The sequence below is a fragment of the Thermoleptolyngbya sichuanensis A183 genome, from assembly GCF_013177315.1.
GTDB lineage: Bacteria > Cyanobacteriota > Cyanobacteriia > Elainellales > Elainellaceae > Thermoleptolyngbya > Thermoleptolyngbya sichuanensis.
This window is the reverse complement of the sequence record NZ_CP053661.1, coordinates 2,302,137-2,322,074: the sequence shown is the minus strand read 5'-3', so window position 1 is coordinate 2,322,074 and position 19,938 is coordinate 2,302,137. Positions and strand designations below refer to the sequence as shown.

At 56.4% G+C, this 19,938-nt stretch carries 16 protein-coding genes; 8 read left to right on the top strand and 8 right to left on the bottom strand.

Features of this window, described 5'->3' with window-relative positions:
• Positions 1-300: 300 nt before the first annotated feature.
• Complete coding sequence (locus tag HPC62_RS09760; RefSeq protein WP_172353244.1) at positions 301-1,614, bottom strand: NF041680 family putative transposase; 1,314 nt, start codon at positions 1,612-1,614, stop codon at positions 301-303.
• A gap of 332 nt (positions 1,615-1,946) precedes the next feature.
• On the opposite strand from HPC62_RS09760, the gene HPC62_RS09755 reads away from it, so the two are divergent.
• From HPC62_RS09755 to HPC62_RS09740, 4 genes are all read left to right on the top strand, one after another.
• Entirely contained in the window at positions 1,947-2,846 is a 900-nt protein-coding gene (locus HPC62_RS09755) for a transporter substrate-binding domain-containing protein (RefSeq protein ID WP_172355216.1), read from the top strand.
• Between the two features lie 193 nt (positions 2,847-3,039).
• Entirely contained in the window at positions 3,040-4,737 is a 1,698-nt protein-coding gene (locus HPC62_RS09750) for a GH3 auxin-responsive promoter family protein (protein ID WP_172355214.1), read from the top strand.
• 38 nt (positions 4,738-4,775) lie between these two features.
• Positions 4,776-5,489 (top strand): aspartyl/asparaginyl beta-hydroxylase domain-containing protein, encoded by a 714-nt coding sequence (locus tag HPC62_RS09745; RefSeq protein ID WP_172355212.1) that lies wholly within the window; start codon positions 4,776-4,778, stop codon positions 5,487-5,489.
• A 95-nt stretch (positions 5,490-5,584) separates the two neighbouring features.
• Positions 5,585-7,711, top strand: a complete 2,127-nt coding sequence (locus HPC62_RS09740; RefSeq protein WP_172358879.1) for a thioredoxin domain-containing protein — start codon at positions 5,585-5,587, stop codon at positions 7,709-7,711.
• Between the two features lie 58 nt (positions 7,712-7,769).
• Here HPC62_RS09740 and cobD read toward each other — a convergent pair whose 3' ends face one another.
• The 6 genes from cobD to pilM form a co-directional block, all read right to left on the bottom strand.
• On the bottom strand, positions 7,770-8,951 hold the full coding sequence (cobD, locus tag HPC62_RS09735; RefSeq protein WP_172358878.1) for a threonine-phosphate decarboxylase CobD: 1,182 nt from the start codon (positions 8,949-8,951) through the stop codon (positions 7,770-7,772).
• A gap of 47 nt (positions 8,952-8,998) precedes the next feature.
• Positions 8,999-9,274 (bottom strand): HU family DNA-binding protein, encoded by a 276-nt coding sequence (locus tag HPC62_RS09730; RefSeq protein ID WP_068509653.1) that lies wholly within the window; start codon positions 9,272-9,274, stop codon positions 8,999-9,001.
• Between the two features lie 360 nt (positions 9,275-9,634).
• On the bottom strand, positions 9,635-11,851 hold the full coding sequence (locus HPC62_RS09725; RefSeq protein ID WP_228721742.1) for an AMIN domain-containing protein: 2,217 nt from the start codon (positions 11,849-11,851) through the stop codon (positions 9,635-9,637).
• A 93-nt stretch (positions 11,852-11,944) separates the two neighbouring features.
• Entirely contained in the window at positions 11,945-12,766 is an 822-nt protein-coding gene (locus HPC62_RS09720) for a pilus assembly protein PilO (protein ID WP_172355210.1), read from the bottom strand.
• Positions 12,763-13,578, bottom strand: coding sequence for a PilN domain-containing protein (locus HPC62_RS09715; protein ID WP_172355208.1), 816 nt, complete (start codon positions 13,576-13,578; stop codon positions 12,763-12,765). Before HPC62_RS09715 ends, HPC62_RS09720 begins: the two co-directional genes overlap by 4 nt.
• Position 13,579: 1 nt before the next feature.
• Complete coding sequence (gene pilM, locus HPC62_RS09710; protein ID WP_390820242.1) at positions 13,580-14,635, bottom strand: type IV pilus assembly protein PilM; 1,056 nt, start codon at positions 14,633-14,635, stop codon at positions 13,580-13,582.
• Positions 14,636-15,537: 902 nt separating this feature from the next.
• On the opposite strand from pilM, the gene HPC62_RS09705 reads away from it, so the two are divergent.
• Positions 15,538-16,788 carry an ABC transporter substrate-binding protein gene (locus tag HPC62_RS09705; RefSeq protein ID WP_225906674.1) on the top strand — a complete coding sequence of 417 codons (1,251 nt, stop codon included), beginning with the start codon at positions 15,538-15,540 and terminating at the stop codon, positions 16,786-16,788.
• A gap of 172 nt (positions 16,789-16,960) precedes the next feature.
• Positions 16,961-17,077: a photosystem II protein Y gene (locus tag HPC62_RS09700; protein ID WP_172355203.1), complete on the top strand. Its 117-nt coding sequence runs from the start codon at positions 16,961-16,963 to the stop codon at positions 17,075-17,077.
• Positions 17,078-17,330: 253 nt separating this feature from the next.
• On the opposite strand, the gene HPC62_RS09695 is transcribed toward HPC62_RS09700, so the two are convergent.
• Entirely contained in the window at positions 17,331-18,179 is an 849-nt protein-coding gene (locus HPC62_RS09695) for a tetratricopeptide repeat protein (protein ID WP_228721741.1), read from the bottom strand.
• Positions 18,180-18,666: 487 nt separating this feature from the next.
• Between HPC62_RS09695 and thyX the strand changes: the two genes are divergently transcribed.
• Positions 18,667-19,392, top strand: a complete 726-nt coding sequence (gene thyX / locus HPC62_RS09690) for an FAD-dependent thymidylate synthase (RefSeq protein WP_172355202.1) — start codon at positions 18,667-18,669, stop codon at positions 19,390-19,392.
• A 204-nt stretch (positions 19,393-19,596) separates the two neighbouring features.
• Positions 19,597-19,794, top strand: a complete 198-nt coding sequence (locus HPC62_RS09685; RefSeq protein ID WP_068516242.1) for an NAD(P)H dehydrogenase subunit NdhS — start codon at positions 19,597-19,599, stop codon at positions 19,792-19,794.
• Positions 19,795-19,938 lie beyond the last annotated feature (144 nt).

Sequence of the window (19,938 nt, the reverse complement as noted above, 5' to 3'; positions counted from 1 at the left end):
ATAGGCGTTCCAGCTTGATGCGCGATCGCATTCCAGGTCACATCCCAAAAGTGCTACATCCACACTGCGAAGATATATCCAAAATAGGCAAGATAAAGTAAGCCTGTGGTGGCGATCGCCCCTCTGCCCAGCCAGGTTTCATAGCTGTGCGGCCAGCAGAGCCAGCTTGCCTAGGGCTTCTAGGGAGCTTTAGTTTGGACTAACTGGCATCACAATAATGCTCAACAGGATGCCATAAAGAATCTGCTCAACCGTTCATAACAGTTGAACTTAAGGAATTGGATACAATCCTGCTCGCAGTTAAGCTGCTGTTGCAACCGGACTGTTCAGGGATTGTTCGGATGTCTTGCGTTTCGAGGCTCGTTTTTTGACCATCGGATAGCAGGGACGAGGAGTTGGCTTGTGCCCCTTGCCTCGTCCTGGCGATTTACCACGAGGTTTAGGCGCAGGAGCAGGGGTGCCAATCGCTGCCAAAATGCCTGCAAACGCTTGTGCGACCCGACCCGGAGTCAACGTTTCTTGCGGTGCCTGCCAGGGCAAGGGGTGGTCAGTACAGTCCTTTCGCGCTAACCACAACTGCCAACTGAGCAACGGCATCAGGCTGCTCCACTGTTCGGTTGCCGATACAGAACTGAACTGGGGATGTGTCCAATATAGCCTCTGCTTGGCAAAGCGATACCAGTGTTCAATGGCAAAGCGACGGAGGTAGTGCAACCACAGGGTTTCTAACGGAGGCATCTGCTCACCCAGCCAAACTAACCACAAAGGAGCCAAGCGTCGCGTGCTGCTCTGTGTCTCCAGCACCTCCACGCGCAACACTTCCATTGCCCGTTTGGGGGATTTGCGGAAATGGTATGCACTCCAACGACTGACCCGCACTCGTCCCCAGTTGGGATCATCGACTTCAACGGTTTCGACCGGGACACTCCAAGTGTCAGGGTCATTGAGTTTCATCTTATGTCCATGCTTGGCAGGTGCGCCTCGCCCTCGATACGCTGGGGGCGCGCCATAGACACATCGATTGGATGTAACCCGCAGCAGCAAGTCTGCCTCAATCCCTGCCGTTTGGTTGACAAAACTGGCATTGCCGTACCCTCGGTCGTAGATCGCCAACGGACGCACCGCTAACTGCCGAGTCACTTGTTTGAGTTGGAATGCCGCTTTACTGGCGGGTGTTTCAAAGCTGGTGATGCGCTCATGCCGCAATGGTAATGCCCAACTGCCCCTGTCTTCAGCAATCCAGGCTAAGGTACTGTAGTTTTGTCCGGCTATCGGGGCATGTCCTGTTCTGCCTGATAAGGTGCGGTCTTTCAAACGCCTGGCAGCAGGACGGTTCCACCGACTCGCATCACCTGCCAACAACGGTTGCTGCTGAGTCGGTATCTGCTGCACCAACAGCTTCAGCACCTTTGATCGGGGTAGGCGGCTATCGCGCAACGCTTCATAGGTGCTCGACCACTGGCGACGAAAGACAGGACTCTGCGATAGCCTCACAAACGACACGATGCACGCACTCACTAACACGGCATCCATCAGATCAAACAGGGCATCTCTGGCGTTTCCCAAGCTGGCATACAACGTTTGGCGAAATTGCTGAAGTTCGTTGAAAATCATGGGGTCAATGTTGGTTGTACTTCATTGACCTTACGGCAGTCGGTGCTTCTCATTGACTGCCTTCCTCTTCACCATTAGTCCAAACTAAAGTAAAAAATGTTGGCAGTTTTGCTAACCTGTGCAGAATCCATTCCACAATTAATTCACTCATTCCACAATTAATTCACTGAAGTGAATTATCACAATTTGGGCAGGGTTGGGCAGGGTCACAATTTGGGCACGGCGCGAGATCTCCGTTCCGCAATCTCCAACCCAAAATCCAAAACCCAAAATCCCCAATCCAAAATCCCCAATCCCGCTTGTAGTCCCCAGCGCCAGGAGACGTTGTTGCGATGGTTTTTCCTGATTTCGTCCGATTCCCCCGATTCGTGCGATCGCTCTTTTTTATCCTGCTGGGTCTAACGTTCACGGTTGCGATCGCCGCCTGTAGCGCCCCCACGCCGCAAGCCGTTGCACCGGGTTCGACGATGCGCGTTGCAGTTGTGCCCAACTATCCACCGTTCGCTTCTAAAACGGCGGATGGCCAGCTCCAGGGCTTTGAGATTGACTTGATGAATGCCTTTGCTGAAGCCACCCAAACCCAGATGGAATATGTGCCGCTGTCGTTCTTCGACGATGTGATGCGGGAGCTGTATGGCAACGAGGTCGATATGGCGATCGCCGCCATCACCATCACCCCCGAACGGCAGCGCGTCGCCGATTTTTCGCGCCCCTATTTCAAATCTGGCATGGCGATCGCCGTCCGCGACAGTGAAACCAGCATCACCAACCTGGACAGTTTGGCAGGCAAGCGCATCGGGGTTGAAACGGGAACCGTTCAAGCCAGCATTGCCCGCACCATCCCCAACGCCACCGTCATCGGCTATGACAGCAGCAAAACCGCCTGGAATGAACTGCTGCAAGGCAAAGTGGATGCCGTCATCAGCGGCGAAACCGCCGCCTCCTACGCCATCCAAACCGGCAGCGTGCGGGGTATGAAGCTTGCAGGCGAACCCTTTACTGACGAATTCTTGGGAATCGCCATGCCCAAAAACTCGCCCAACCGAGAGTTTGTCAACAGCGGCCTCGCCTCCCTGATCGACAGCGGCAAATACGCCGAACTCTATCGCAAATGGTTTGACCGAGAGCCGCGCCCGCTGCCTGAGAAAATTGAAGGCGTTGGCTCGGACGGCATACCCGATTTTCCCTCGCCTCGCCGCCCCGCCCGCTGGACGCTTCCCAAAGCGGCCTAATCACCCGTTTGCATGAATCGCCACTGTGTTCCAATCCATAGAATCTGACCATTCAAATCTGGATGGTGCAACGCCCACTTTTGTGGCTCTACCCAAAGTGGAACAGTTGTGTCAATTTCCAAGTCTTGTGAATGATAGATTGGCCTGCATCCTGCGGGATGAATACTTGTAACGTGGTGTGAGTTGCGAATTCATGGGGAGTCTTTTGCTTTCACTGGTGAAGGCTGCTGCGCGTCGGAAGAAAAATCGGTTTGTCCAGCAAACCAAGAATGTCGCAGCAGTTCAAGAGAAGTTTTTACTGGACTTATTGCGCTGCTATCAAAACACGGAACTAGGGCAGCACTTGGGGTTGGCAAGTATCAAAAGCGTAGAGCAGTTTCGACAGCAGGTGCCGATCTCGCCCTACACAGTCTATGAACCCTACGCTCAGCGCGTTGCCCAGGGCATTCCCAACGTCCTGACCCCCGACCCGGTGGTGTACATCAACATGACCAGCGGCACTACGGGACGGCAAAAGCTGATTCCGGCGACGAAGCGATCTCGCCGAATGCTCTCGAAGGCAAACCAGGTCAGCACTGGCTTTATGGTAGCCGCAGCGGAAGAACGCGGGCTACCGCTGGGCAAAATGCTGATGACCAGTTCGGCGCGGATATTCGGCACCACCGAAGGCGGTATTCCCTACGGCCCCATCAGTGCAGGCACCGTGATTCATAGCGGCTGGCTGTACAAGCAGATTTTTGCCCATCCCTATGAAACGCTGTTCATCGGCGACAGCACAGCACGGCATTATGTCTGTCTATTATTTGCGCTGCGGGATGCCAACCTGTCGCTGCTGGGGGCGACGTTCCCGGTGACGGCGCTGCAACTGTGCGACTATCTGGAGTGCTACGGCGCAGAGTTGGTTGAAGATTTGGATCAAGGGGCGATCGCCCCCTGGCTAGATCTAGAACCGCATCTCCGTGCCAAACTAGAACGCCAGCTCAAGCCCGCCCCCAAACGCGCTGCCCAACTGCGAGCCATCCTCAAAACCCACGGCACGCTCACGCCCAAACTTGCCTGGCCCAGGCTTTCCCTGATTGTCACTGCACGCGGCGGCACCTCCAGCTTCTACCTGGAGCGCTTCCCCCACTACTTCGGCAATACGCCCGTCTTTGGCGGCATCTATTCCTCCGCCGAAGCCACCTACGGCGTGTATCACGACATCGACCGCGATGGCACCGTCCTGGCTATCGAAAGCGGCTTTTTTGAATTTCTCCCCGAAGATCAGTGGGACTTGGAAAATCCTCAAACCCTACTGCCCCATGAGGTGCTGCTGGGCAAGCGCTATCGCATCGTCGTCACCAATTACAACGGGCTATACCGCTACGACAATGGCGATGTTGTAGAAATTCTCGGCTTCTACAACCAGGCTCCAATCGTCATCTTTCGCCATCGGTTGGGCGGGCTGCTGTCTTCCACGACCGAAAAAACAACCGAGTTTCACGCGATCCAGGTGATACAAGCCCTCCAGCACGAATTCGACCTGTCGCTGGCAAACTTCTGCATCACGCTATCCAAGCATGAAGTGCCACCCCACTATCTGGTCAACGTAGAACTGGCACCGGGGCAGACCCTCGCCGATCCAGAGCGATTCTTGCAGCGGTTCGACGAAATCTTAAAAGAGGTGCATCTGTCCTATGCCAAAAAGCGGGCAGATGTAGTGCCGCCGCCGCGCTTGCGGATCTTGGCACCGGGCAGCTTTGAAACGCTGCGTCAGCGCTTGCTCCAGCGGGGGATTCCCGAAGCCCATCTCAAGTTTCCCCACATCACCGAAGACCGCCAATATTTGGCAGGATTAACTGTAGAGCGCGAAATCCGCATGGCGGAAGAACGGGTTGGACTTAGAGGATAGCTACGGAGTCAGTCACAAAGGAAATATTAACCAGCACTATGGGAAACACGCTAACGGAAGTCGTCAAATTTATCGAGAGCAAGGTTCCGGAGTATTCGATCGTCGGCGAGTCGGTGTTCTTTAGCAAAGAGCAGTTTCCCTGGGCCGAGCGCCTGGAGGCAAACTGGCAGGTGATCCGCAAAGAACTGGATCAGGTGATGGAATATGCTGACGCACTGCCCAACTTTCAGGACATTTCGCCCCGGCAGCACCGCATCGCCAACGACGACCGCTGGAAGACCTTTTTCTTTTGGGCGTTTGGCTTTCGTTCGGAGCCAAACTGCAAGCGCTGCCCAGAAACCGTGAAGCTGCTGGAAACTATTCCAGGGCTAAAGGTCGCCTTCTTTTCGATCCTCGCGCCAGGGAAGCACATCCCGCTGCACCGGGGCAAGCATAAGGGACTGATCCGATATCACCTGGCGCTGAAGGTGCCCGAACCCCGCGAGAACTGCCGCATTGAAATCAATGGGCAAACCGCCTATTGGGAAGAAGGCAAGAGTCTGATTTTCGATGACACCTACTATCACCAGGTGTGGAACGACACGGATGACTATCGCGTGGTGCTGTTTCTCGACATTGCCCGCCCGCTACGTTTCCCGATGTCTCTGGTGAATTGGACGGTGAACAGTATTCTCGGCTATACGCCCGTTATTCAGGTGGCGCGGGGCAACCATCAGACCTGGGAGAAGCAGTTTGAGGAGATGTTGAAGTAAAAGAGAAGAGGGAAGAACGAAGAGGGAAAAGGGAAGAGGGTGGGATGATGGGGGGAGGGGAATCGACGACCCCGGTGTTCTAATACTCCCAATTTCTGATGAACCGACTTGCAAACGCCCAAAGCCTGTATCTGCGGAAGCACGCGGAGAATCCGATTGACTGGTGGCCGTGGTGCGACGAGGCGATCGCCTTGGCGCGGCGGGAGAGTTTGCCGATTTTTTTGTCGATTGGCTACTCAAGTTGTCACTGGTGTACGGTGATGGAGGGCGAGGCGTTTTCTAACCTGGAAATTGCCGACTATATAAATGCCCACTACGTTGCCATCAAGGTCGATCGGGAAGAGCGGCCAGACGTAGACAGCATCTACATGCAGGCGCTGCAAATGATGACCGGGGCGGGCGGCTGGCCGCTGAATGTGTTTCTCGATCCAGAAACGCTGCTGCCGTTTTATGGTGGGACTTATTTTCCAGTGAATCCGCGCTATGGGCGGCCGGGCTTTTTGCGGGTGTTGCAGGAGTTGAAGCGGATCTATGAGAGCGATCGCCCCCGTCTGCAATCCGTTCAGGCAGAGATTCAGGCGCGATTTCAGCAGACGGCAGCCCTGTCAGCGGTGGAGTCGCTGGACGATGTGCTGTTGCAAAAGGGCTTGCAATACTGCGCGGGCATCCTGTCGGCCAGAGACATGGGCCCCAGTTTTCCGATGATTCCCTACGCAGAGGCGGCGCTGCGGGGCATCCGGTTTGCCGACTCGGAACTGCTGGACGATGCAACCGTCCGCTATGATGCGCGGGAACAGTGCCGCCAGCGGGGGCTAGATCTGGCGCTGGGGGGCATTTTTGACCATGTGGCGGGTGGTTTTCATCGCTACACTGTAGACCCGACCTGGACTGTGCCCCACTTTGAAAAGATGCTCTACGACAATGGGCAAATTGTGGAGTATCTGGCGAACCTGTGGGCGGCGGGAATGCAGGAACCGGCCTTTGAACGGGCGATCGCCCTCACGGTGCAGTGGCTCCAGCGGGAAATGACCGCACCGGAGGGCTACTTCTACGCCGCGCAGGATGCCGATAGCTTTGTGAACGCAGACGATGGCGAACCGGAGGAGGGCGCGTTTTATGTGTGGCGCTATGCCGACCTGGAAACGCATCTCTCCGAACCTGCGCTGCAAGCCCTGACGGAACACTTCACGATCACGCCAGCGGGCAACTTTGAAGGGAAAATCGTGCTTCAGCGGCGGCAGCCGGGAAATCTACCCAATTCGGTCGAGGAATCCCTGGCGGCGCTGTTTGCGGTTCGCTACGGCAGCGCTCCGGGCGTTGCCCCCTTTCCGCCCGCCCGCAATAACAACGAAGCCAGAACCCACGCCTGGCCGGGCCGCATTCCCGCCGTCACCGACACCAAAATGATCGTCGCCTGGAATAGCCTGATGATTTCCGGGCTGGCCCGGGCGGCAGCGGTGCTTCAGCGAGAAGACTACTTTCACCTGGCCAACCGTGCTGCAGACTTTATCTGGCAGCATCAAATTGTCGGCGATCGCCTGCATCGGCTGAATTATGACGGCGCAGTGAGCGTGCTGGCCCAGTCCGAAGACTATGCCCTGCTGATCAAAGCGCTGCTGGATCTGGATCAGGCGGCGTTGGCACTAGCCTCGCGGAGCGATATCGCCCTTGCGCCCATTGCCTCCGGCGACCTGCCCCTCCATTTCCTCGATCGCGCCCTGACGCTGCAAGCCGAATTTGACGCATACCTGGGCAGCGACGAAGGCGGCTATTACAACACCGATGCCCGTGCGGATCTGATCCTCCGCGAACGCAGCTACGATGACAGCGCCGTGCCCGCGGCCAATGGCGTGGCGATCGCCAACCTGATCCGCTTGTTTCTCCGTGCCGGACGGCTGGACTATCTGGACAAAGCCCAGCACGCGCTCCAGAGTTTCGGCAGCGTCATGGAAAAAACGCCGCAGATCTGCCCCAGCCTGTTCATCGCGCTGGACTGGCTGCAAACCTATACGCTGGTCAAAACATCGGGCGATCGCCTCCCGTTCCTGCTGAGCCAGTACCATCCCACAACCATGTTCGCCGCAGAATCAAGCCTCCCCGCCGAGTCCATCGGCCTCGTTTGCCAGGGACTTAGCTGCAATGAGCCAGCCCGCAGTGTGGCCCAACTGCTGGAGCAGCTTTGGCAAAGTGAAAAACGGGGAGGGGAAAAGAGGGAAAAATGAAGAACGAAGAGAGAAGAGAGAAGAGAGAAGAGAGAAGAACATTTTCATTTTTCGTTCTTCATTCTTCGTTCTTCTCTCTTCCTTTTACCTCACTTCCCAGGGCTTCCAGCAATCGCTGATTCTCCGCCTTTGTCCGCACGGCAACGCGAAAGAAGCGATCGCCCAGTTCGGGAAAGCTGGTGCAGTGGCGAATCAAAATCTGGTGGTGCTGGAGCAGGTGGGCTTGCAAGTCAGTGGCAGAGATATCGGTTTGCACTAGAAGATAGTTGGCGGCACTAGGGAGGGGATGCAGACCCGGCAGAGCCGCGAGTCCGTCGAAAAGCTGCTGACGGGCAGGGGGCAGCCAACTCCAGGTGCGCTGCTGAAAGACTGTGTCGGTCAGGGCGGCGATCGCCGCTACAGAGGCCAGAGAATTCACACTCCAGGGATCGCGCCACTGCTGCCAACGCTGCAATCGGTCGGGATGGGCGATCGCATAGCCCAGGCGCAGCCCCGGCAGGCTATAAAACTTCGTGAGCGATCGCACGATCACTAAATTTGGATATTGCTCTACCCACGCCAGCAGGCTGGTTTGGGACTGTGCTTCCGGCGGCAAGAAGTCCATAAAAGCTTCGTCCAGCACCACCAGCGGCGACTCGTCCAGCAGCGCCCGGATAATTTCGCGGGATAGCAGGGTTCCGGTGGGGTTGTGGGGGCTGTTGAGCAGCCAGCCGGATTGAGGGTGGGGGCTTAGAGGCGTGGGGATGGCTTGCTCTAAGGCTCCATCCATCGTCAGGCGATCTACCGTCAGGCGATCTACCGTCAGGCGATCCACCGCTAGAGGGATTTTCTCCACGTTGGCCCCAAAGGCCCGCAGGGCGCGGAGATAGTCGCCAAAGGCAGGTGTAAGCAGCCGCACGGTGTCCAATGTGGCAAGATCGCGGGCGGCCCAGGTGAGCAGTTCGGCGGCTCCGTTTCCGGGCAAGATCCAGTCGGGGGAAAGATGGTGGAACGCGGCGATCGCCCGTCGCAGATCCGCATAGCTGGGGTCAGGATAGTGGCGCAGATCGCCCAGGTGAGCCTGGATCGCGGCGATCGCCGACGGGGGCGGCCCCAGCGGATTGATACTGGCCGAAAAGTCCAAAATTAAATGGGGAGAACAACCCGCCAGAGCCGCAGCCCAGGCAATGTTCCCCCCATGTGCAGGTTGGGCAGCCCCAGCGTGTTGAGAATCTGAGCGCTGCGAGTTGGATGGTGGCAGGTTGAGGTCTTGCCAGTCTTGCAACGAATTTTGCACGAGGCCGCTTGCTATTTTGCCACCAGGTCTTTGAACAGTTTGCCCGCCGAAAAGGCAGGCACTTTGGTCGCAGGAATTTTCATCGCCTCTCCCGTTTTGGGGTTGCGGCCTTCCCGCTCCTTGCGCTCACGGGGTTCAAAAGACCCAAACCCCACCAGCGTCACCTTCTCACCCTTCGACACCGCTTCCATGATCGAATCAATCGCGGCAGACAGCACTGCGTCGGCCTGTTTCTTCGTCACGTTTGCCTTTTCGGCTACGGCATCAACCAATTCACCTTTATTCATGAGAATCTCCTTCGATTAGATTATCCAGGATTCAAAATCTCTCAAATCTCGCAGATGCAGCTAGAGCAGTTGCAATCTGAACAACTCTCATCTGGAGATCGAGCAGCTAGACGTAGATAGACTTCATCGGCTTCAGGAAAAATCGCTGAAACCCTTGTCATCTCGAATTTTCAATGCCCTATTCTAAGGGCAACTCAGGGGTTCTGGATCGTTGAAACCTTTAATTTATGTGGATTTGAAGGATTTTTTTTTGGGTTTTTCATCCCGCAAATCGCTCGAAAGGCAGTCAAACTAATCCTGGAGGCGGGTTAGGGAACCGATGCACCCCCTCCAAACAAGCTGAAAACTCGGTATTCACCGCTAGCGTCTCCCCCGCTCCAAAATCTGCTGGACATCGCGGCTGGGCACGTAGCGATAGCCAAAGGTGGAGGTATCTGAGTCGTCGATAATCTGCGGCGTAAGCATCACGATCACTTCCTGCCGCTGATTCGTCCGCTGAGTCCGGCGGAACAGCGCACCCAAAATGGGGATATCGCCCAAGATGGGGACTTTCGTCACTTCAGCGCGATCGCTGTCTTGAATAATCCCCGACAAGATTAAGGTCTGCCCATCTCGCACCCGCACCAAGCCAGAAGACAGTCGCCGAATGGCCAGCAGCGTCACTCGCAGCACAGAATCCTGAATCTCGAAGGTTTCCACACGAGAAGGAGACGAAATCGTTGGACCAACCGAAAGGGTCACAAAGCCGTTGTCGTCAATCCCCTCTACACGCACGTTCAAAATCAGACCCGCAGGAGTAGTTTCTACCGTAATAGTCTGAGTGCGCTGGTTGCCCGTTCCCTCTGTCTCAATCTCAAAGTTCGTCACCACATCTTCCGTCAGTTGAACCTGCGCCTCTTGACCTTCTTGAACCACTAGCGTTGGATCGGTCAAAATCTTGGCATTGCCGCTGGTAACTGCAAAGCGCAGCTGGGCCAAGAAGTTTCGCGTGAAGTTAAACGCATTAGTGGGTTGGCCTACAATCAGTCCCCCCAACCCACCAATTTCAGTGACCGGACTCAAAATGCTTCCCGGTGTTCTGCCAGTATTCGGCCCACCAGAGCCAAAGTTGATAACCACTTGCCCACCGTCTTGAATGACGCGAGTATCATCGATACCAAAGGAGAAGCTGGTTCCAGCCCGATCGATTCCTAGCAGGTTCACGTCAATCACGCGGACATTAATCGCAACCTGGCGTTGACGAACATCAAGCTGGGAGAGTTGGGCCGTCGCAATCTCGATTTGCCGGGGCGTGCCCACCAGGGTAATGGAGCGCGTCCGCTCGTCGCCAATCACCTGTAGCCCGCGTAGCAGCGGCGTTGCGTCTCGATAATCTACCCGCTGCACTTCAATGCGATCTTCCTCGGTTGTTTGCACCTGAGTAGGCCCAGCAGCGGCCCCAGCGCCGATGTCGCTACCCTGCACGGGAACTGCCAGGGCGGTGACCACCTGACGACGACGGCTGACAGCGGTTTCTGCGCCCAAGCCCACCAGGAAATTCAGCGCAGCGCCGACGCTGGCCTGGTTGAGCCGGAGGGTTCGCGACACAACAGAGCGAGCGGAGTTGGGCAGGCGTGTGCCAACGAAGATGGTTCGTCCAACTAAATTGGCATCCAGCCCGCTAATTCGCAGCACGTAGTTAAACACGTTCTGCACGGGTTCGTTTTCGATGTCTAGCGAAATGCGAGCATCGGCGGCAGCAGAGGTCTCTTGGGCCGACTGGGCATCTACTCCTTCAGTTTGGGATGGTCGATCCAAATATGCTACGTTTAGCCCCGCAGCACGACCCAGCAGCGACAGCACATCCCGTACGGGCGCATCCCGCAGCACCAGGCGCGGCACGATCTCTGAAGTGCCCAGATCGATAACCGTGGGCGAAACATCGGTCGTAGCGACGGCAATATCCCCCACGGGTGGAGCCACTGCACGCGGCAGCAGCGGCGGCACCTGCCCTGGGAATGCGCCGGACGGGCTGACCGGGGTGCCATTGATTGAAACCTGCGGGTTGGGTACGAGTACCTGAGATGGCGGAATGGCGGGGTTAGACGGGAAGGTGCTTCCGCCGGGGAGTGTTGGTGGAGGAACTTGGGCAGAGGGGAAACTGGGCTGGCTAGGCAGGCTGCCGACACCTGTGCCGTCAGCAGTTAGGCTAAATACAATGGCGGTGCCGTCTTGCCGCACCTGGTTGGCTGGGGGAGCCGCCGTACCCATGACCGCGACGCGCACGCTGTTGGGATCGAGTTGCGTCACCATGACGGAGCTAATGCCAGGGGCGGGGTTGTTTTGCAAATAGCCATTGCCTTCGGGGAGACGCAGTTGAGCATTGGTGATATCGGCAACGAGGGTGTTGCCGCGATTGACGGCAAAGACTTGGGGGCGATCGCCATTTCGCGTTTGCAGCACCAACTCCATCCCAACGGCGGTTTGAAATACCTGTACACCCGTAATTTGGGTTGCAGCGGCTTGGGCTGGCTGGCTTGCCATCAGCACCACTGCACCACTCGTCACCAATCCAGCCAATCCAAGATGCGGTTTCACAGGTCACTCCTCCTTAACAAGCAGGCGAATTCTAAAGGATTAAGTCTTTGAGACAACAAAAGCAGGCATCAGCAGGGGGTAGTCCAGCAAACGCTACTGCGGGGGCGCGTTTGGGTCGGCAGCAGGCGCATTTGGATCAGCAGGCGGCGCAGGCGGGGCAGGCGGCTGGATCGGGGCGGGCATGAGCGCCTGCACCTGGAAACTGGTTCTCAGCCGAGGCTCCGTATCCTGATTCGGCAGCGGCCGTCCCTGCTGATTGAGCCGCAGCGTGGGCGGGTCAGTTGGGGTAGAGCTGAAGTTCCGCAGCACAAGCAGCGGCTGCAAGCGCTCAATGTTACGAATCACCGACTGCGCCTGAGCAAAGCTGCCCTCCATCTCCACGTTGTAGAGACGCTGGCGCAGCTTGTTGTTGACTGCAACGCCCAGAGAACCATCGGTCACCAGATCGCTGGGCTGACCGTCCGGCCCAGCCGGGGGTGGCACTAGCTCAAACTTTGACAGGGTGGCTCGACGATCGGGATCGGTAATGCGGGCATTTGCCGCCTGTACCCGCTCGTTCACGTCAATCAGCAGCGTATCCAGCCCTTCTTCATCAGCAAACAGCGCCAGCACATCAGCCCGGAGTTGCTCTGCCTCGGCTAGCTTGGCGCGGGCTTCTTCAATTTGCTGCTGCGCCTGCCCCTGGTTCACCAACTGCTGTTCTTTGGCGGCGATGTCTGCCCGCAGGGCTGCATTCTCTTCCCACTTGGGCAGCACAGCGTTAAACAGCAAGTAGCCAGCGCCCAGTAGCCCCGCTAGCGCCAGCAAAATCCCATTCACGCGGGGCGTGAGCCGCATCCCAAAGACAACGGGATAGCTCGGCTCTTCTAAAGCGCCGTACTCTTCTCCAGGAATGTAATCTCCACCCACGGTCATGGCGTTACAACCCCCAATTTGCGAAGCTGATCAATCCGAGCGGGCAAGCCCACCGATAGCGTGTTTTCCATATCTTGGAGCAGTTCAGAAGAAGGACGGGGCGTGAGTCCAGCGGTGATTTTGTACTGAACGACCTTAGGTAGCTGTACTTCCAATCCGTCAGGGCGATCGCCCTCACCCACAAACTCTGTCTGAATCGGGCTATCCACGAGCCGCGCATCCACTAGCCTCACCTCGCGGCTGTCCAAGAACGGCGACTGCTGAAGCAGCAGCATAAAGTCATTGGCTTCAGCAAAGGTGCGGGCGTTCCCCGAAATTTCCAATCGAGAAGGCGGCACCTCTGGGGGCGGCGGGGCGGGCTGGCTGGGGTCAGCGGGTGGGGGCGGCGGCGGAACAGCCTCCGGAGCCAACTGTGTCACGTTGGTCAACTGCACGCCCGCCGGAACCCGGCTGCGAATATCTTGCAAAATTGCCGACCAGGGGATAATCCGGTCAAAGACCTGAGCCAACGCTTGGTTCTCGGCATTCAGTTGTGCAACCTGAGCTTCGACATTCTGCACCTCCTGCATCGCCTGTTGCAGCGTTGCAAGCTGACTATCCAATTCTGCCTGTCGAGCCGTCAGCGAGGCCGTCTGGCTTTGCAAAAAGAGCCAGAACCCGCCCACCAACGCCGGAAGCAGCACCCCGATCGCCGCCCCCACATACATCGGACGCGGATCGTCCTGCACAACGGCCCTGCGGGCAGCAACCCCACCCCCATCCGTCGGGCGCTCTATGCGGTCATTGAGAAAATTGACATCCAGACTATACATCTCACCACGCCTCCCGTAAGCCCAAGCCCAACACCACTCCTAGTCCCGGACGCTGCAACTCAGGAATTTCCTGATCGACCTCCAGCGACAGCGCCGAAATCGGATCGACCTGGCTGGCGGGCAGGCTGAGCCGCTGCGAGAAAAACTCGTCAAGCTGCCCAATTGCCCCGCCCGGCCCCGCCAGCAGCAGTTGAGCCACTTCCAGGTTGTCGCCTTGATTCAGATAAAAGTCGATGGAGCGGCGCAACTCGTCCGCCAGTTCGCCCAACACGCGCAGCATCGCCGCCGTGCCAGGATTGGTTCCGGGTGCCTTGGGAGTGCCCATGCTGTCCATCGGCGCGATTGGCACCGTCATCCCCTGGAGCAATTCCGTGTTGCGCGAGGGGGGCAGGTTCATGGCGCGGCTCAGGGCAGATTGGATTTGGTAAGTGCCGATGGGAACCGTGCGGGAAAATTGGGGAACGCCATCCACCACAATGGAGATTTCAGTATTTTCAAATTCAATATCGACAATGGCCGCCGCCTCTTGGGGCGTGAACTGGCGCAACTGCTCTCGGATTGTGCGAATTAGCGCAAAGCTGCTGATTTCCAAAACATCTACGTCTAGCCCCGCCTGCTGAAACGTTGTCAAGTACGAGTCGGTCACTTCCTTGCGGGTGGCCACCAGCAGCACCTGCACCTTTTCGATGCCGTCTTCGTCTACAAAAAAGCCGAGCTTTTGATAGTCCACATCTGCTTCCTCACGGGGGAAGGGCAGGTATAGCCCAGCTTCCTGGTTCAGCACCATTTCGCGTAGTTCCCGGTCATCTAGCTCAGCGGGAACCGGAATGATGCGGGTTACGGTGTCTCGGCCACCCGGAATCGCGGTTGCGGCGTTTTTGACCTTGAGCTTGCTCTCACTCAGCACGGACTGAATGATTTCAGACATCGCGGCAGTGTCCAGGATTTGCCCTTCCTGGTAGATCCCCTCTGGCACCTCGGCCGAGGCCAGCGTGGTGAGCTGAAAGCCTTGCCCCTTTCGTTTCAGCCGGGCGACGTTGACACGCTCAGGGGTCAATTCAATGCCGACACCCTTTGTTTTTTTTGAAAATAATCCCTTGACGTTGCTAAACACAGTTTTAGGAATGAGGGTGGAGAGGGTCAGTATGGAAAGTGCCTGCAAACTTAGACCGTATCAAACTGCAAAACTGTGTCCGAAAACGAACACAACCCGGACTATTAACTGAGACTAAGTTTGGAGATCCTGAACACACATGCTACCCAATTTAATTCAGAATCATGCAGCCGAACACAAGAATATAGGCCTTCAAGCTAAAAAACCGCAAAGATCGCCGATCAAGCCAGAGAAATGGGTCTAAATACTCTAAGCACATCTCTCCTACAGCTTGCCCTCCATCGTTCAAACAGCAACGACCCACACAAACCGACACCCTGAATTGTCGAATCGGCTAACCTAAACCGACCTGCTGAACGAAATTTTTGAACCAAGCTGGCGATCGCCCGACAAAGGACACCAACCCGCCTCCCAAATCAACAGAGGAGAAATCTCCTGATGTAGCTACACTTAGCCAGCAATGGTACACGCAATTTAGAAAAATGGCACAGTTTATCTACAATTTGTGGAAAACTTGCGGAAACCCCAGGCTATATTTTGAGCAAAGGGTTAGGAAAAAACTGCCAGAACGCTTTCAGAGGGCTGTTTCTTGGGGTTCTTTGCGCGATTTTTGCTGGGTTGGCAGGGGCGGCGGGGTAGATTCGGTATGCGGCGACGGGCGCCTTTGGCGCTCGCGCTCCCGCTCGCTCACCCTGCGATGGGCGATCGCCCAGGAACTTTGCTACGGTAGCGCAATCTACGATAGGGTGAGCAATGCAGCAATCGAAACCTGCTCTAAACCACTGCCCTGAATGACCATGTACCTACGACACCCCTGGCGAAAACCCTGGAAATCTTTGAGCCTGATGACCCTGTTTGGACTGGTTTTGACCTGGGTCATTAGCTGTAGCCCCGGCGCACCGCCAACCGCGCGATCGCCCGAAGTCGAGTTTTGGACCATGCAGCTCCAGCCGCAGTTCACCGACTACTTCAATGAATTGATTGCCCGGTTTGAGCAAGAAAACCCCGGCGTTAAGGTCAAGTGGGTAGACGTGCCCTGGGGCGACATGCAGAGCAAAATTCTAACGGCCGTTTCCGCAGGCACTGCACCCGACGTGGTTAACCTCAACCCCGACTTTGCAGCCCAGCTAGCCGGACGCAACGCCTGGATGGCGCTCGATGACCAGGTGCCCGCCGAAGCCCGTCAGCAATATCTGCCCAAGATTTGGCAGGCGAACACGCTCGATGGCAAAACCTTTGGGCTGCCCTGGTATCTCACCACCAGCATCGCCATTTACAACCGGGATTTGCTCAATCAGGCCGGCGTGCAGCAGCCTCCGGCAAACTTTGCAGAACTGGCCCAGGTGGCTCGCCAAGTCAGAGAGCGCACAGGCAAGTACGCCACTTTTGTTACCTTTGTACCGACTGATTCAGCAGAAGTTCTGCAATCGCTGATTCAGATGGGCGTGTCGCTGATAGACGACAGCGGCAAGGCGGCGTTCAATACGCCCGAAGGACGCGCCGCCTTCCAGTATTGGGTGGACTTATATAAGGAAGGTCTGCTGCCCCAAGAAGTGCTAACCCAGGGACACCGCCGCGCCATTGAGCTATATCAGGCTGGGGAAATCGCCATCTTAAACTCCGGCCCGCAGTTTTTGAAGACTGTGGAAACCAATGCACCGGCGATCGCCCAAGTCTCCGCTGTTGCGCCCCAAATCACCGGAGACACAGGCAAAACCAACGTCGCTGTGATGAACCTCGTCGTTCCCCGCAGCACCGATGTCCCCGAAGCTGCCGTCAAGTTTGCCCTATTTGTCACCAATCCCGAAAACCAGCTTGCCTTTGCCAAAGCTGCGAACGTGCTGCCCTCTACGACGACCTCGCTGACCGATCCCTACTTCAGCACTGCCGCTGAAACGCCCGCCTCTACGCTCGACACCGCCCGCGCCGTCAGTGCCCGCCAGATGCAGTCTGCCGAAGTGCTGCTGCCCCGCATGGAGGATATCAAGGAACTGCAAAAGATTATCTACGACCAGCTTCAAGCCGCCATGCTGGGCGAAAAATCGGTCGATCAGGCCGTCAGCGATGCGGCCGCGACCTGGGATGCACGGTCATAAGGGGTGGCGATCCAGGAATAAACTGCGGGCAATGGGCACTCAGGAATGGTCGAAGTTCTTAACATTTCGCAATCAAAACCTCGCCCAAACCCTAGCAATCTGCGTCAGTTCATCGCAAAATAGAAATCAAAGATGAGAGCCTTTCACAAAACTTATAGAGGAGGATATCGACATGGACTGGCGTGTTCTGATTGTGTTGTTGCCCGTGATTCTTGCTGGTAGCTGGGCGGTTTACAACATTGGCCAAGCTGCCCTCCGCCAAGTCAAAGCGTTCATGGCCAGCAAGTAAGCTTTGGCAAGTGAGCTTCAGACATAGGTTTCTGCTAGGAACCCATCTACACTTCGCTCTAAGCTTTGCTCAATTCTTTGAATCACCCATTACTTTGAATCACCCATCAGAAGAGGTGGCTGCAAATTCTGAGGCAGTTGCCTCTTTTGTTTGTTTTTTCGCCTCTTTTGTGTATCGTCTAGCTTGAATCGCTAATCAAAAATCGCTAATCCAAAATTACCAATCCAAAATCCAAAATCGGAAATCTCCCCTGCTAACGCGTCACCTGCTGAAGTAGCTGGGCTGCGCTGTTGGCCCACTGAGCGTTGCCCTGAGAACTGTAGAGATCGCGGGCGTGCTGCAAGACGCGCTGGGCTTCGGCGTAGTTTTGCTGCTGAAGAAACACCAGGCCTGCGCCATAGTAGGCATTGGCGTAGGTCGCATTGGCATCGGTCGAGCGTCGGAAGGCATTGAGGGCGCTGCCGAGGTCGCCCTGCTGCATGAGGACGGAACCCAGGCTGTAATAAGCTTCGGCGTAGCGGGGGTTGATGGCGATCGCCCGCTGAAAGGCCTGGGCTGCCAGCGCCAACTGCCGCTGATCTTGATACGTCAGCCCCAGGTAGTAGGACGGTTCTGGCGCAGTGGGCGTAAGCTGGGCGGCCCGCTGAAAGCTGGCGATCGCCGCTGCTGCATTGCCCCGTCGCCGCTGCACCAGTCCCAGGTTGTAATACGCCAGCCCCAGATTTGGATCAAGCTGCACCGCCCGCTGGAGATACTGATTGGCAATATCGAGATTGTTGCCCTCCAGCAGCGCTGCACCCAGGTTTGCAAAGGCCAGCGCAAAGCCAGGATCGGCCTGGGCAGCGCGATAAAACGACTCCGCCGACGCTTGAAGCTGTCCCGTTTGTCGCAGCGCCAGGCCCAGGTTATAGTGCGCGGGAGCCAGTTGCGGATTGACCTGCACGGCCTGCCGAAAGGCGGCGATCGCCCCTTCCACCTGCCCCGCCTGAATCAGTTGCAGTCCCCGGTTTAGCTCCGCGACCCCTGCTTCGGCTTGCGCGACGCGCTGCGGGATTTGCTGCGGAGCTTGAATGGAGCGCTGCGTAGGGCGCAGTTGTGCCACGGTCCCTGTGGGTGTTGCGGATGTTGCACTTGTGAATGCCGGATCTGGTGATTCCAAACCTCTAGACACTGCACCCATAGATGCTGCACCCATAGATGCTGCACCTGTAGATGCTGCACCCATAGATGCTGCACCAGATGCTGCACCCAGCCACAGCAAGCTGCCTAGAAAACAACCGATTGAGCCACAGGAAACACGCATAGTTAAAACTCTAAACAGAAAGCAGAAGGCACCCTAAAGGTTTTATCTCAAATCGTTCCGCCCAAAGGTATAGGCTTAGACCATACAAAGGAGATGTTCTCAGGATCACAAATAGGAGGGAACAGCCTTCATTAACCACGCTTTGGACTCAGCCTAAAAGGGCTAAAACCATCTTTTGGGTTAATCAAGCAGCACCCAGACAAAGCTTAAATCTTGACGGGGAACGCCCCTGAGCAGCCTAGTGCGATCGCCTATAATGCAGTTTTGATCAAGCATACACGCGCTCATGGATAAATATTTTCGGATCGAGCTGCTGGAGCAAACCCCCAACCCCCAGCGCCTCATCTGGCGGTCGGCTCACCAATGCGTTTGCGAGGGCCCGGCCATCGATGACCCCGCGCCCGACGAAGAAAAAGCTGGGGAATATGCCGTGAAGCACCTGCTGGCGGGCGATCGCGGCCACTGGAGTCCGTTTGAAGCGCCGCAGATTTCGCTGAACGTCATCGGGTTTAATCATCGCACAATGCAGCAAATTACCCGCCACCGCGTCGGCGTGCATTTTTCGGTACAAAGCCTCCGCTATACCAGCGTCCGGTTTTGCGAGTTTGCCCAAAATCCTACCGTAGAAGACCTGGAATCGCTCGTGTATTTTCGTCCGGTTGGTGAGTATCGCGATCGCCAGGGCAAGCGCTACACCTACACCGAGGGCGATCGCCAGGCCGACATGGCTCTGGCCACCCAAATGCTCCAGCACTACGCCCGCAAGATAGATGCAGGCTATTCCGAAGAACATGCTGCGGGGCTACTGCCGATGGACACGCGCCAGCACTGGGTCATGAGCTTCAACGTGCGATCGCTCTGTCATCTGCTCGACCTGCGCTCCAAAGCCGATGCCCAACTCGAAATTCGCCAGCTCTGCGAACTGGTCTGGCCCCATTTTGAAGCCTGGGTTCCGGCGATTGCCCACTGGTACAAAACCAACCGCTGGGGCAAAGCCAAGCTCTCACCCTGAGGATTTCCTAATCGCAACGATTACGATTTCAAACTACGTTTGAGGGACAGAATCCTTTACCCTGAGTATCAGATGGTTCACTTGAAGAGTATCCGCCGTAAACTGCTAACGGGTGTCTAACGGTTGCCTCATGGTTCCTAACCGTTTCCTAATCGTTGGCAGTTTGCCCACTGTATCGCGTTTGACTGGGGATTTTTTACGATGCTGATTTTGCCAGGTTCTGCGGTTCGCGTAACAAATGTGGATGACACTTACTATGGCTTTCAAGGCTTGGTGCAGCGCATCAGCGACGGCAAAGCAGCAGTGCTGTTTGAAGGCGGAAACTGGGACAAGCTCATCACCTTCCGCCTGTCGGAACTGGAGCTCGTAGACGCAACAGCAGGCCGCAAAAAAGGGAAATAGGCGCAACGTTCTAGATAGGATTTTGCACAGAAACAGTTCAGATAATGAGGCGGACGCTGCTCAAATCCTGGACAAACTTGTACAAACTCGCCCAAAAAAGTGCATTTGTACGCTAGTTGCGGTATGAATGAGAAAGATTCTGGA